We start from the raw sequence: 14,299 nt of genomic DNA on the forward strand, positions 1-14,299 counted from the left end.
AATCGAGTGCTAAAACTTTACTGAATTATTATATTTTTGTATTCCTGAAAATTTAAAAAAATCCAGATCAGAAAATAACGAAACCTATAAAGATGAAGACAGCAGAATTGATTACAGAGAAAGGGACCATGAAAGTGGAGTTTTACGAGAAAGATGCCCCTATTGCAGTTCAAAATTTCATTGATCTCTCAAAAAAAGGATTTTATGATGGATTGACATTCCACAGAGTTATTCCAAATTTTGTGATTCAGGGAGGTTGCCCTAAAGGAAATGGAACTGGTGGACCTGGTTATCACATCAAATGCGAACTAGACGGAGAAAACCAGTATCATGACCGTGGAGTACTTTCTATGGCACACGCTGGCAGAAATACTGGCGGATCTCAATTCTTTATTTGCCATAGCCGTGATAACACAGCTCATTTAGACAAAAATCACACTTGTTTCGGCAAAGTAGTTGAAGGCTTGGACATAATTGACGAGATCAAAGCAGGAGACAAAATCGAGAAAATCACGATCTCCGAATCATAAAAACCAGAGACTTAAAGCCAAAAGGCTCCATTCGTTTAAGAATGGAGCCTTTTTTCATTTGAACTCCTTTAAAATCTTTATTACTGACGAATGAATTTTTGGGGCAGTTTCCGGTCCTAGGGAGTTGACCTCTCCGTAAGGTCTGTCTTGATTCTCATAGGTATAAGGAGCGACTTCATCCCATTGACTTTTTGGAATAATATACCCGACCATATCATTTGACATACCAGCAAAAAACTTAAACTGACCAGGTATTTGACTTTGAATAGTAGGAACTTCCAACGGTTCTATTCCAAAGTCTCCACCATTTGGACTTTCTATTCCCCCATGCAAAATCTCTGGGTAAAGCTCTCCCGGCACATGTACAAAAGTAGCGGGACCGAGTTTCCATGCCGAAACTTCGGATCGTATATGTTTCCACTTTGTAAAACCGCGATCAAAAATCCCCAAATACGCAGCAAGATGAAAAAGTTTGTTATCCATTTTCAGCTCAATAGTCTCCGCTCGAATGGATAGATTGGCTTTATACACTTCAACATACGAACTATCTCGAAGTGTTTCCAGCGTGACTTTAGCTAATGCTCTACCCTGGGCTACAATTTTATCCGGATTTTGCTTTTTAAATTTTTCCTTGGAGTATGGATCAATCACTTCCATGGAAGGATGGGTTGTCATCAATCCTCCGATCGCACCATTTAGCCATATCGCAATTCCGCCCACACCTTCAATCAAAACAGTGTCTTTTTCGACGATCCCGTTTTCCACCATTTCTCTCCAATGATGAGCAAAATCAGAACTCACTTGAATATTCTCCGACCACAGCGTCTCGGGATGATTTCCCCAATTCATAATAGTGCCCATAGTTTCAAATGTTTCAGCATCTAATACTTGCATGAGTTTCAGACCAGCATCGAAAACTTGAGGGTCCCGGGTATCCCCTACAAAAGGCTTCAATTTTTCAGTTTCTTCCGAAAATCTAAAGAAAGCCGGTCTCAGTTTTTCAAATGCTTCATTAACGGCATCTCTTATACCTTCTTGAACCTGATAAAGATAAGCGGGATCTACTCCTCTTTCGAATTCCGAAGCTCCCCACATTCACATTAAATCTGGTGAGGAATGAACATGCGTACTCGATATAGTGACATAGTCCAACCAGGGATTTGATTGTTGGATCATTTTTCGAGTAGCAATCACCTCATCATTGCCAAAACCAATCATATCGATGACTACCAAAGCCATCTTGACATCTCCTGCATCCAATACCATAGCTCTTGCCCATAGCGGATCTAAAACTGCTTGAGCCGCTCGCGCCGTATGAAAACCTGCCAACCAAACACCATCGAATTTTCCGTTCCCATTACCATCCAAATAAGTATCCCCATCATCCGGATTATACCTTGAATCGCCATTGGCATCTATCCAAGTATCGGGGATCTCGGGACTAATGTCCACTTTGGCAAAACCAGCTTGGATATCATTCTGGCTAGATTGAAGATTCAGGTCGATCCGGTAGTCTTTGTGCCGATCCCTGAATTGGTAAAGTGAAACAAGCCAGGCAGCCACAACCAAAATCAAAGTTAGACTGAAAAGGAAAAGAAGAATTTTCTTCATAGAGTAGATGGATTTAAAGCAGAAAAAGGTGAATTCTAAGTTAGGAGATTTTTTCTCAAAGTGTCCTCGAAACTAGTTGGTTGGATGCCTCATGACTTTCTTGGAATAGTTATTGAACAAGAGTCATTCCTTTAACATCAGTCTATGAAAGCACGCCTTACTCTTTGCACTATCGTCTTCTTTGCTTCTCTATCCGTCGCACAGGCTCAGCGTTATGGAACTGCCGTTGGACTTCGATTTGGTAATAATAGCAACTATAGAACAGTCGGCCTGACCGCCCAGCAACGAATCACAAAGGGACTTACCGTAGAAGGTATCCTTCAATCAGACTTTAAGAGGAACACTACTTTTACCGCATTGTTGGAAAAGCACCGTCCCATTATCTCCAAGCGATTTAATTATTATTATGGGGTTGGCGGGTCTTTGGGTATGGAGGAAACCTTTGTGAAAGACGAGGAAAGCAATCAAATTCTACATACTTACGGGAATTCTACAGCAGGAATAGACTTGATAGGAGGACTGGAACTCACGCTTTTGAATACTGCCATTTCTATAGATTACAAGCCTAATATAAATCTAGTCGGCCGTGAGGAATTTTATAGAGGACAAGTGGGTATCTCTGCCCGCATGGTATTGGTGAAAAGTAAGGAGCAAAAGAAAAAGCAAAGACGGCGGCAAAAGGCAAAAAACAAGTCCCAGAAAGTGCCTTTAAATGAGCAGATCAATTCTATTTTCCAAAAGAAGAATTAGGTATTCTTTGATTTCAGATAGGCTTTTTCGTGCAAATCAGCTCTAGTTACCACAGATCTAAACCATTTCATTCTAAGAATTTGCTTCTCATGTTCTGTCAAATAGAAATCAGGATGATCGTAGTTCTCTACTTTTTTTACTAGTTCGTAAAGTGATATTGAAGCGGCAACTGAAATATTAAAGCTCTCAGTGAAGCCCAGCATAGGAATATGCACCAATCCATCGACGCTTTGCTGCACTTCGGCACTTATTCCCTCGTGCTCATTTCCAAATACCAGTGCAATCTTTTCATCAGGTTCCAAATCATGAATTGAAATTGAGCCTGGCAATGGGCTAGTTCCATAGATCTTATAGCCTTTTTCTCTGAGGCTAGAAAAGCAATCCTTGACGGCGGTACCCTCTTTGTTGTGATACTTGTATAAATCAATCCACTGAGAAGCTCCTCGGGTCACAAAAGGATTGATTTTGTATGCATTCACCTTTTCAATGACATGCACATCCTGTATCCCAAAACAATCGCAGGTTCGGAGAACCGCACTGGCATTATGAGTTTTGAAAATATCCTCCAAGACTACAGTCATGAACCGCGTTCTTTGCGCGAGCACTTTCTCCATCACTGATTTCTTATGCTCAGTGATGAATTGGCTCAAATAATCCAGCCAGCCTTGGTCGATAGTTTCTAAGTGATTTTTTTCCTGCATTTAAAAAAATGAGACTATCAAAATAGCCCCAATTGTTCATCATCATCTTTTTTTACAGACAAATCTATCGTAGATCCAATTTCCAGATCATCATCAGAATCCGTTTCATCTTCCTTTCCTTCTGACTCTGTTTCTTTTGATTCCTCAGCCTTTTTGGACTCTATTAAGCTTAGCTCTTTCACTTCATAAGTGCTTAATTTATTCCCTAAAGCTTTCCATCCTTTGATATCGATCAACATATCCAAATCATACTCCATCACTTCTTCCTCTTTGCCTTTGATCAAAGTGACGCGAGCCTGAGGTTGCTTTTCGGTAGAGACTAGCTTCAGATAAGACTGCTTATGATCGGAAATAAAATTGAAATTCTTATTTAGCGTAGTCGTTTCGATTTGGAAACGCTTTATATAATAGGTTTTACTTCCACCATCAAAGTAAATAGCTGACAGCACTTTATCAGAATTAAATTTCTCGATCAATACAATGTTTGAAGCATCGTATCGATTAGTCAATTCAAAGGTGGTCAATTCATAATCACCACTTTTGTAACAAACCAAAATTCTATCGTCTCCAAGGAAATTGCCTATCAATTTCCCTCGCTCATCCGTGTTCAATCGACCCACAATTGAGTCGTAGTAGATATTCAATCCTCCCAAAGTGGAGACACCTTCCATCTTCAATTGAATCTTCCGAATTGGGTATCGAGTCAGAATATTTCCTCCTGCTCCTCTTCCTTTGATTTCAATTGTAGAGAAATCAAAATCAAAAACCTTGACCCGTGCCTTTGCTCCCTGAGTCAAATAAACGGTGATAATTTCTGCTTCTCCATTTGGATTGGCAGTGAGATAAAGCGTCTTACTTCCTTTGCTTCCTTTGTTAAGCAGGTACTCTTTGTCCCTAGTGACAGCCAATACCTGGAAACGCTTCACCATCGCACGGCCAGTTCCTCCATCTAAGTAGATGAAATTATATACCATTCGCTCATCACCTTTTCGGAATACGGCTACATGCAAAATATCCTTGCCCATGAAATTCTTCTCCTGGATCTTGGAAACCATGCACACACCATCTTTTCGAATCACGATGATATCATCTAGATCAGAACAATCGCATATAAACTCATCTTTTTTGAGCCCGTACCCTACAAAGCCATCTGCACGATTTACATATAGCTTCGCATTGCTTGCCGCCACCGTATTGGCCTGAATAGCATCAAAAGTCCTGATTTCAGTCTTACGCTCTCGGCCTTTACCGTATTTTGTCAGCAGGTTTTCATAGTATGCTATCGCATAATCGGTCAGGTGTCTCAAATGGTGATTCACTTCCTTCAGCTCATCTTGAAGTCGCTTCATCAACTCATCTGCTTTGAACGTATCAAATTTGGAAATACGCTTGATCTTGATCTCTGTCAAGCGAACCAAATCATCCGTGGTGATTTCTCTATAAAAATCAGGCTTATAGGGATCCAAACCTTCATCTATAGCTTTCAAAACATCATCCCAAGTAGTGCACTCTTCTATGTCTCGGTAGATTCTGTTTTCGATGAATATTTTTTCTAGGGAAGAAAATAGCAACTTCTCCATCAACTCACCTTTGCGAATTTCTAGCTCGCGCTTGAGAAGAGCTCTGGTCTGCTTGGTATTGTATTCAAGAATATCATTTACAGTGAGAAATACTGGAGTATCCTTGATAATCACGCAAGCATTTGGCGAGATAGACACTTCACAATCTGTGAAAGCATACAGCGCATCAATCGTAACATCAGGAGAAACTCCAGGCGCCAACTGAATCGCTATCTCCACATCTTTAGCAGTGTTATCGACTACTTTTTTGATCTTAATTTTACCCTTATCATTTGCTTTCAGGATAGAATCAATCAAAGTATCTGTAGTCACTCCAAATGGTATATCCTTTATTAAAAGTGTTTTACTATCTTCTTCTTCAATTCTTGCTCGAACTTTTACTCTACCACCTCTTAGACCTTCATTGTATTCGGAGAAGTCTGCAAATCCTCCTGTGATAAAATCTGGTAGTACATTGGTTTTATTTCCATTAAGGATCTCAATAGAAGCAATTACCAACTCGCAAAAGTTGTGTGGAAGGATCTTGGTAGAAAGTCCCACCGCTATACCTTCTACACCCTGCGCCAGCAAAAGGGGGAATTTGACAGGTAGCGTAACTGGCTCTCTTTTTCTACCGTCGTAAGAAAGTTGCCACTCGGTAGTTTGCGCATTGAACAATACCTCAAGAGCAAACTTGGAAAGTCGAGCTTCAATATATCTAGCAGCCGCTGCTCGGTCACCAGTCCTTACGTCACCCCAGTTTCCCTGGGTTTCTATTAGCAGGTCCTTTTGACCCATATTTACTATTGCATCACCGATGGAAGCGTCACCATGTGGGTGAAACTGCATGGATTGACCGATGATATTGGCAACTTTATTAAATCTGCCATCATCCATCTCCTTCATTGCATGCATGATTCTTCGCTGTACAGGCTTCAGACCATCCTCAATTGCTGGAACAGCCCGCTCTAGAATTACATATGAAGCATAATCAAGAAACCATTCCTTGTACATTCCTGTCACAGGGACAGAAGTGTGCAGCGATTCGTCTCCGTTCTCAGATAAATTATTTTCGTCACTCATGTTACAGTCCAGTATTTATAAAGTTGGAAAGTCAATAAAACCAGTCCAACAGAAATCATATTTCCGACTAGGAAATAGTCATTTGAAATTTTGTTTTAATCTGCTTTGATTCTTGTACCGATTTTCAAAGCGCCAAATAGCGTCAATCTATAGTAAACACCGGCAATCAGACAGAGCTAAATAAAGATCCGCTCAATTATTTCATTCCACATTGGACGTTTAAGCCATAGTTTTTTAGATACTTCATTCGCACACGCTTAAAGATGAAATAAGCGGGCACTTCAGAAGCCTAATAAAAACCAATAAACCTAATCTCTGTCCCCATATATCAGATTGACAAGCTTCTTCCTTTTTTGATAAGAAGAGAAATCTAAAGATCTAAATCGTCTCCACATCAGCGAAACATCTTTGTCTAAGTCTTTTGCTACTTTTTTGTAGTCCTCAAACTTAAAATAACCTTTAATTATGTCCTTGTCTTTCCATTTCCACTGCTCTTGTAATTCCAAGAGAAGGTTGAGTGATAAGGCCATCTGGCGTTTTTGGGGAAAATCCCCATTCAGCATTAATCTATCTTCGGCTGACTTCATCTCCACCAGTGCCTCCTTGGCTTCTGCAAATCCAGAACCCAGCATTCCGTAGGCGATTACGGGATTAATCTCTGTATCAATCTCTCCCAATGTCACACTATATCTAATCAGAATGGGTATTTCTAGCTGCCATCTATATTCCTCCAAAGCTACAAGGACGAAAGCAACAGCTTCTACGGACTTTACAATCCCTTGAAATTCGTCACCTAATGTAATCGTCAAAGGTGATGCTAATACTTCCTTGAATGAATCGTTAACCATTCTGATAAGCTCAGCGAAATTCTTTTGTAGGGCTAATTGGTCAGCATCGCTGCTTTTGACCACATCTCCCATAAGTATCCACTCTCTCATAAGGCATTTAATTTACATCATTAAATCATTGTAAATATGATGCAATTTAAAATAGATTTGCATAATTAATACAATTTTGAAAATTATTGCATTTTATACGCAAAAGTTAAGCGGCTTCATTTTCTTCTTCAGTCCCCTCAGTGGTCTTAGGGTCATCCAGGGCCAAGTCTTTCTCAATTTTAAGATTCTTGATTATAAAATTCTGACGAGTAGGCGTGTTTTTCCCCATATAGAAAGTAAGCAAGTCAACAATCTTTGTTTCCTTATTCAGGATAATTGGTTCCAATCGAATATCCTCTCCAATAAATCCACCGAATTCCTCCGGAGAAATCTCTCCCAATCCCTTGAATCGGGTAATCTCTGGCTTATTTCCAAGCTTATGAATAGCTCGCTGTCGCTCTTCATCCGAGTAGCAATAGATCGTTTCTTTCTTATTTCGCACGCGGAAAAGCGGGGTATCAAGGATGAATAAATGCCCATTCTTCACCAGATCAGGGAAAAACTGCAAGAAATAAGTCATGATCAGCAAGCGAATGTGCATGCCATCTACATCAGCGTCTGTTGCGATTACAATTTTACGATACCTAAGATTCTCGATTCCATCTTCAATATTCAAGGCATGCTGAAGAAGATTGAATTCTTCATTTTCATATACTACTTTCTTGGTCATTCCAAAGCAGTTCAATGGCTTTCCTCTAAGAGAAAAGACAGCCTGAGTCTGTACATCACGTGATTTGGTGATAGATCCCGAGGCAGAGTCACCCTCGGTAAGGAAGAGCATTGTATTCGCTTTCACGTCCTCGTTTGCCTTTGGATCGTCGTAGTGAACGCGGCAATCTCTCAGCTTCTTATTATGAAGATTGGCCTTTTTCGCCCGTTCATTGGCAAGCTTCTTAATTCCAGAAATCTCTTTTCGTTCGCGCTCAGATTGAAGAATTCTCTTCAATAGTGCATCAGCAACTGCCGGGTTTTTATGTAGGTAATTATCAAGGTCAGTCTTCAAAAAGTCATTGATAAAGGCTCGCACGGTCGGGCCATCAGGACCAATAGATTGAGAACCTAGCTTTGTCTTGGTTTGAGATTCGAAAACTGGTTCCTGAACACGTATAGAAATTGCAGCTACCACACTTTGGCGAATGTCGGAAGCATCGTAATCCTTCTTGAAAAACTCACGAACTGTCTTAACCAGTGCTTCTCGGAATGCTGCCAAATGCGTTCCTCCTTGGGTTGTATATTGCCCGTTTACGAAAGAATAATACTCTTCTCCATACTGATTGGAGTGAGTGAGAGCCATTTCTATATCATTTCCTTTCAGGTGAATGATTGGGTATCTCTGAGTTTCCTCGTCAATCTTATTGGAAAGCAGATCATAAAGTCCTCTATCGGAGAAGTACTTCTTGCCATTATAATTAATGGTAAGACCAGCATTCAGATAGGCATAGTACCAAATCTGATTTTCAAGGTATTCTGGTATGAAGTGGTAATTCTTGAAAATCCCTCCATCAGGAGAAAATATCACTTTGGTACCATTTCGATCAGATGATTTGCTGATCGGAGGATCGCTTACCAAGATGCCTTTTTCGAATTCAGCCACTTTGGTATCTCCCTCACGATAAGCTTGTACTTTGAAAAAATCGGAAAGTGCATTCACTGCTTTGGTACCGACACCATTCAGACCTACAGATTTCTGGAAAGCTCCCGAGTCGTATTTGCCACCGGTATTGATTTTGGATACACAATCGATCACTTTTCCCAGCGGAATACCTCGGCCATAATCCCGAACTTCTACTTTATGTTCGGAGATTTTCACATCTATAGTTCTCCCGTAGCCCATCATGTGCTCATCAATGGAGTTGTCTAATACCTCTTTCACTAGGACATAGATCCCATCATCTTGCGCACTTCCATCACCCAATTTACCGATGTACATACCGGGTCTTAGTCTGATGTGCTCTCTCCAATCAAGGGATTTGATACTGTCTTCTGTATATTTAACTGCTTCAGCCATATTCTATTTGATCCTAATTATCGTCAAGACTTATTTTTCACCTGATTGAATTTCCCCACCAGGATCGCAAACAATCCAATCACCCAGACGACGAAAAGCCCAGGAATAAGGTAAAAGAAGAAATTGTACTGGCTAGCGGCGATTTCATCTTGATTATTGATAGCATGAGTATAAAACACCAGCATGCCTAAGCTCATATTGAGTATACCTCCAAAGGAATAAAACCAACCCAGATAATAATCTCGAAAATTATCCCCTATCGGGAAAATTCGGATCAATCCTTTGTGATTTTTGGTTTCAAGTAATTTTGGAGGAAGTAGTACGATCACATTCATTATAATAAAAATGGCGATCATTCCATAAAAAAAAGTCTCTTTGCTAAGCTTTTCGGGTGATAATCCATTTTCATCAAAATTGTAACTAACCTTCTCTGGCATTGCAGAATAGAAATACAAAAGGAAGAAAATGAAGAGAACGACAGTGAGAAAATAAAAGGCTTTTCCGAATCGGTAATACATAATTGAGGCGAATTGAATGCGCTAATATAAAGGATTTGCCCAAACAGAATCAGACTTATCCGTGTTCCTTTTATCTTTATCTTTGACAAGTAGCTTCGCAAAAACATTCAATATAATGAACCTCAGTCCAGTAGTGATCGCGATCCCGATGTATTTCATCTTAATGGCAATAGAAATGATTGCACTCAGATTTCAAAAACATCCTGGTTATAGAATTAACGATGCAATTACAAATATCAATTGTGGCGTAGTATCCCAAGTGACAGGAGTCTTCATCAAAGTCCTTTCAATAGGAATTTATGTGTTGATCTATGAGAACCTTGCAGTCTATCACATTCCAAATAATGTTTGGACATTCCTGCTCTTATTTTTCCTCTATGATTTTTGCTACTATTGGGCACATCGGAAGAGTCATGAGATTAATTTATTCTGGGGTGGCCATGTGGTGCATCATTCCAGTGAAGAGTATAATCTTTCCGTAGCCCTTCGACAAAGTAGCACGCAGACCATTTGGACGTTCTTTTTCTATTTCCCTCTTGCCTTACTTGGCTTTGATCCAGTCATGTTGATATTAGCTTCAGGAATCAATTTGTTGTACCAATTTTGGATTCATACTGAAGCAATAGATAGAATGGGATTCCTGGAAAAATTCATGAATACACCTTCCCATCATCGTGTCCATCATGGCCGAAATCCCAAATACATCGACAAAAACCACGCGGGAACTTTCATCATTTTTGACAAGTGGTTTGGCACTTTTAAAGAGGAAGAAGAAAAGCCTATTTATGGAATCACCACTCCAGTCAAAAGCTGGAATCCAGTCTGGGTGAATCTGGCGCACTATGCCAATATGAAAGAAGAACTCAAGATGATTCCGAATTGGTCGGATCGCGTGAAATACCTCTTCTATAAGCCTGGCTGGCTACCTGATTACCTTGGAGGCTATCGCGCCCCCAAAGAAGTAGAAGCGGATTTTCAAAAATTTGACACAGTCGTCCCCCCCTCTTTGAACTGGTACGTTTTTGCCCAGTATATTTTTGTCTTAGTACTTACAGGGTTATTTCTCTTCAAAGTCGATAGCTTTACCTGGCTACCTAAAGTGCTCGTAACTGCCTTAATCATCTGGACTACGGTGAGCTTTTCGGGAGTGTTTGAAAAGAGAAACTGGTACTTACCCCAAGAGGTGTTGAGAATATTGGCTTTTTCAGGAGTTGTCTTTTTCTTAATTCAATCTCTCCTACCTTTGCCTATTATAGTCGGAGCTTTAAGCGCTTACAGCCTAGCTTCCTTCTTTTGGCTCTGGAAAAATCAGCAACTCAAATCACAAATACATTCCATTTCTCTATAATCATGAATAGAACCCTTCTGCTTTTTTCAATACTATCTCTTTCCGTTGCTTTTTCCTGTAGCTCCAAAAGAGACACTGGGAGTATGGATATGGAAAATTGGAAATCTGATCACTACGGTTGCAAGAGTCTAAGAATGCAGGATTTGGAAGAGCTTGAGCGGTTAAAGAACTCTTTTTTAGGAGTGGACAACCAAGCTTTAATCAAAACTTTTGGACGTCCGGATCGAGTAGAATTGGTAGATAAAAGTCAAACTTTTTTCTCCTATTTCCTGGAGCCCAGTGAAGCTTGCGATGGGGTAGAAATAGAAAAAGAACCCCTAAGAGTTCTTTTTCGATTGAATGCTATAAGTAAAGTTTCTGAGGTGACTATTACAACCCAGAACCCATAAAACACAGTGCAGCTGCTCCCAGCGTGCCCGCGTTATTTTCAAGAGTGGCTTTTTTCAAAACCAGATCCTTGCCATAATACTGCGTCAGATATTGCTTTATCGTGCGATCAAGGGTAGGCATCATAAACTCCAGACCAGCAGAAATTCCGCCACCAAAATACACGTCAGTTACATCTAAAATACGGATGGCTGAAACAATCGCTTCACCTAAAATCCTACCGACTTCTTCAAATACCATCAAAGAAACTGGATTTCCAGCTTTTGCAGTATCCACTAGAAGATGTGTTCCTAGTTCAGCTCCTACTAGGACGCCGGCCTTTTCAGGGTAAGCATCTATGAGGCGAGACATGATATTTAAGATCCCTTGTCTTCCGATTAGTGTCTCTAGTCTTGCAGCTCCTTTGGAAAGCATGTGTCCCATCTCCATAGCGTTGCCTCTGGAGCCTTTGAATACTTCACCATCCAATACCAAGGCACTGCCAATACCAGTTCCCATGGTGATAAACAGGAAATTCTGGGCAGGATCATCTTTTCCAAAATAAAACTCCCCTATGGCAGCTGCAGCAGCGTCATTTTCCAAGAAAAATTCGTGTTTCGGGAACTTCTCCTCAAGCCCGCCTTTCAGATTAAAGCCGTTTAGAGCAGGAATAGCAGGGATTTCAAGAGCAGTGTTTCTGTCTTTGGAAATCATGCCAGGCAGGCCAATTCCGATATTTTTAACTTGTGGATATTTAGATAGATATTTCTCTAAACCTGCTATAAATGCAGGTCCAAATCCTTCAGGATTATTACGGTAAGAAGCGGTCTCTTCCTTTACAAAGTCTATAATATTGCCTTCTCTATCTACAAGGCCAATTTTCAAGTGAGTTCCACCCACGTCCACTCCTAGGAAATGTGCTTCCTGCTTTTGCATAGTATTATTAATAGGTTTATGGTTTCAAAAAAGCAAAAGAAAAGTATTACTTCCTATAATCCTTCCCAATCTGCTGGAAAATTTTGAGAACTGCAGGACAAACGAGGGTATTTTTAAGCGAAAGCTCCAAAATACCATGCATTTTTTTACGATTCGTGTGTGGATATTCTCGGCAAGCCTTGGGTCGATCCTCATATACTAGACATTTATTGTCCGCACCCAAAAAAGTACAGGGAGAAGAATTTAGCACAAAATCTCCTTCCTCATCCCGATGTAAATACTCATCAATGAAAGCACTGCTTTTCATCCGAAATACTTTTGCTAATCGATCTATATCTGTATTCAAAAAAATAGGACTTGTCGTCTTACAGCAGTTCGCACAGTCCAGGCAATCGAGCTCTCTAAAAACCTCTACATGAAGATTCTCAAACTTTTCGTCCAAGACGTTTGGCTTTACTTTTCTAAGTCTAGTCTTTAATTTTTGATTAGAAGAATATTCTGATCTGCTCTCTTTACCGAAATTATCAAGGTCAATTTCCAATTTCTCAGGAAGTTAAATGATGTTTAAAAGCTATTTAAGAAAAATAATTCTTTTATAAAAGGTAGATTTTCAGTATCTTAAAAAGCATATAATCCCTAAAAGCCATGAAAACACATCCTTCAGAGTTGTATTTCTATCATTCGCCTACACAGCTAGTAGATAAGCAAACGCTTGCTTACGCAAAGTCAATCTCTCCATTTGTGAATACAATTGACCTAAGTAAAGAGAGGCTCACAGCCACTCAGTGGAATATGCTATTAGTGAAACTCAATCTCAGAGCTAAAGATCTACTCAATCGAGCTCATCCGGATTACCAGCGATTCATTGCTGGAAAAAACTGGGATGATGAAAGCTGGCTCAATATCTTAATCAAATCTCCAAATCTGATTAAAGCACCAATTGCAAGTCTTCGGAACAGGGCAATTCTCTGCATCACTCCTACCGATATCTTAAAGCTTAATTCGATGCATTTAGTCTGATCCCATCCGACTCTATTTGGATCATCCTAGCTTTGTACAGCTGACCAATGCATTGTTTGAAATGCTTCTTGCTCATGCTCAATTGCTCCTGAATCTCCTCAGGAGTTGATTTATCATGCAAGGGCAAAAAGCCATTTGATTCCAATATAGCAAGTATTTTTTCTGATCCTTCGTCGTATTTCACCCTACCTGGAGGCAGTAATTGCAAATCCAACTTCCCATCTTCACGGTTCTTTTTCACATAGACTTTACGCTTTTCACCTAGTTCCAAAGGCTGAAAAATTTCATTTTTGAAAAGCAATCCCTCGTATTCGTTGTCAATCAAAACTTTGAAACCCAAGTCGCTTTCCTCAAAAATCACTCCTTCAAGCTCTTTTCCTTCTTCCCAGTCAAACGGTGCCAGACGCATGAAATCCCGGTACTTATTTACTCCAATTAATCGATTGGTCTTAAAATCCACACAGATCCTGACCAAGTATTTCTGGCCCACTTCCATGTTTTTACCCATTTCAGATTTTGGTACGAAAAGATCTTTCGGCAAACCCCAATCCACAAATGCTCCGAAAGAAGTGACTTCTTTGGCCTCCAAAACAGCAAACTCATCCAAGAGCGCAAATGGCTTTTGAGTCACCGCAACAGGACGATCCTCACTATCTGTGTACACAAATACTTCGATCTCATCTCCTTCTTTCTCCTCTCCTTTAAGGTAACCTTTAGGTAGCAAAAGTTCTTCTCCAGAACTGAGAGCTAGGTAGGCTCCGAAGTCCGTAAATCTATTTATGGGTAATTTTGAAATTAAACCAAGTTCTTTCATGACTCAAAGGTAGGCAATAATCGCAGTTCGAAACTGAACTTTTGCGACAAACAAAGTCAGGGATCGAAAGTTAAAAAATTGGATTTGGTGACTGTCGGGATTAGCTTTGAACTCTTC

The 14,299-nt window shown here is 40.1% G+C and carries 15 protein-coding genes; 5 read left to right on the forward strand and 10 right to left on the reverse strand.

The features are described 5' to 3' along the window. The first annotated feature begins 92 nt into the window (after positions 1-92). Positions 93-530 carry a peptidylprolyl isomerase gene (locus BVH04_RS05400; RefSeq protein WP_086540313.1) on the forward strand — a complete coding sequence of 146 codons (438 nt, stop codon included), beginning with the start codon at positions 93-95 and terminating at the stop codon, positions 528-530. 54 nt (positions 531-584) lie between these two features. Here the strand turns inward: BVH04_RS05400 and BVH04_RS05405 are convergent, their stop codons facing one another. Together BVH04_RS05405 and BVH04_RS26040 are read right to left on the reverse strand one after the other, a co-directional pair. After that, entirely contained in the window at positions 585-1,625 is a 1,041-nt protein-coding gene (locus BVH04_RS05405) for a hypothetical protein (RefSeq protein WP_240510837.1), read from the reverse strand. Continuing rightward, positions 1,626-2,141, reverse strand: a complete 516-nt coding sequence (locus tag BVH04_RS26040; protein WP_240510838.1) for a hypothetical protein — start codon at positions 2,139-2,141, stop codon at positions 1,626-1,628. A 144-nt stretch (positions 2,142-2,285) separates the two neighbouring features. Between BVH04_RS26040 and BVH04_RS05410 the strand changes: the two genes are divergently transcribed. Further along, positions 2,286-2,891, forward strand: a complete 606-nt coding sequence (locus BVH04_RS05410) for a hypothetical protein (RefSeq protein WP_086540314.1) — start codon at positions 2,286-2,288, stop codon at positions 2,889-2,891. Here BVH04_RS05410 and BVH04_RS05415 read toward each other — a convergent pair. The 5 genes from BVH04_RS05415 to BVH04_RS05435 all read right to left on the reverse strand — a co-directional run bounded on the left by BVH04_RS05415 (position 2,888) and on the right by BVH04_RS05435 (position 9,698). Then, positions 2,888-3,592, reverse strand: coding sequence for a TrmH family RNA methyltransferase (locus BVH04_RS05415; RefSeq protein WP_086540315.1), 705 nt, complete (start codon positions 3,590-3,592; stop codon positions 2,888-2,890). The two genes, BVH04_RS05410 and BVH04_RS05415, sit on opposite strands and share 4 nt — an antisense overlap. A gap of 17 nt (positions 3,593-3,609) precedes the next feature. After that, positions 3,610-6,234: a DNA gyrase/topoisomerase IV subunit A gene (locus BVH04_RS05420; protein WP_086540316.1), complete on the reverse strand. Its 2,625-nt coding sequence runs from the start codon at positions 6,232-6,234 to the stop codon at positions 3,610-3,612. 308 nt (positions 6,235-6,542) lie between these two features. After that, positions 6,543-7,172, reverse strand: a complete 630-nt coding sequence (locus BVH04_RS05425) for a SatD family protein (protein ID WP_086540317.1) — start codon at positions 7,170-7,172, stop codon at positions 6,543-6,545. A gap of 106 nt (positions 7,173-7,278) precedes the next feature. Beyond that, positions 7,279-9,180 carry a DNA topoisomerase IV subunit B gene (locus BVH04_RS05430; protein ID WP_086540318.1) on the reverse strand — a complete coding sequence of 634 codons (1,902 nt, stop codon included), beginning with the start codon at positions 9,178-9,180 and terminating at the stop codon, positions 7,279-7,281. Positions 9,181-9,203: 23 nt separating this feature from the next. Beyond that, positions 9,204-9,698: a DNA topoisomerase IV gene (locus BVH04_RS05435; protein ID WP_086540319.1), complete on the reverse strand. Its 495-nt coding sequence runs from the start codon at positions 9,696-9,698 to the stop codon at positions 9,204-9,206. 115 nt (positions 9,699-9,813) lie between these two features. On the opposite strand from BVH04_RS05435, the gene BVH04_RS05440 reads away from it, so the two are divergent. Next, positions 9,814-11,046, forward strand: a complete 1,233-nt coding sequence (locus tag BVH04_RS05440; RefSeq protein WP_086540320.1) for a sterol desaturase family protein — start codon at positions 9,814-9,816, stop codon at positions 11,044-11,046. A gap of 2 nt (positions 11,047-11,048) precedes the next feature. Next, entirely contained in the window at positions 11,049-11,435 is a 387-nt protein-coding gene (locus BVH04_RS05445; RefSeq protein ID WP_086540321.1) for a hypothetical protein, read from the forward strand. Here the strand turns inward: BVH04_RS05445 and BVH04_RS05450 are convergent. Together BVH04_RS05450 and BVH04_RS05455 are read right to left on the reverse strand one after the other, a co-directional pair. Next, positions 11,416-12,348 (reverse strand): ROK family protein, encoded by a 933-nt coding sequence (locus BVH04_RS05450; RefSeq protein ID WP_086540322.1) that lies wholly within the window; start codon positions 12,346-12,348, stop codon positions 11,416-11,418. The two genes, BVH04_RS05445 and BVH04_RS05450, sit on opposite strands and share 20 nt — an antisense overlap. 46 nt (positions 12,349-12,394) lie before the next feature. Continuing rightward, the gene (locus tag BVH04_RS05455; protein ID WP_086540323.1) at positions 12,395-12,889 is read right to left on the reverse strand and encodes a YkgJ family cysteine cluster protein; all 495 of its coding nucleotides are present in this window, start codon (positions 12,887-12,889) and stop codon (positions 12,395-12,397) included. A 104-nt stretch (positions 12,890-12,993) separates the two neighbouring features. On the opposite strand from BVH04_RS05455, the gene BVH04_RS05460 reads away from it, so the two are divergent. Further along, positions 12,994-13,368: an arsenate reductase family protein gene (locus BVH04_RS05460; protein WP_086540324.1), complete on the forward strand. Its 375-nt coding sequence runs from the start codon at positions 12,994-12,996 to the stop codon at positions 13,366-13,368. Here the strand turns inward: BVH04_RS05460 and BVH04_RS05465 are convergent. Then, positions 13,346-14,182 (reverse strand): CvfB family protein, encoded by an 837-nt coding sequence (locus BVH04_RS05465; protein ID WP_086540325.1) that lies wholly within the window; start codon positions 14,180-14,182, stop codon positions 13,346-13,348. The two genes, BVH04_RS05460 and BVH04_RS05465, sit on opposite strands and share 23 nt — an antisense overlap. Positions 14,183-14,299: the final 117 nt, after the last annotated feature.

Source organism: Algoriphagus antarcticus (assembly GCF_002150685.1).
Lineage (GTDB): Bacteria > Bacteroidota > Bacteroidia > Cytophagales > Cyclobacteriaceae > Algoriphagus > Algoriphagus antarcticus.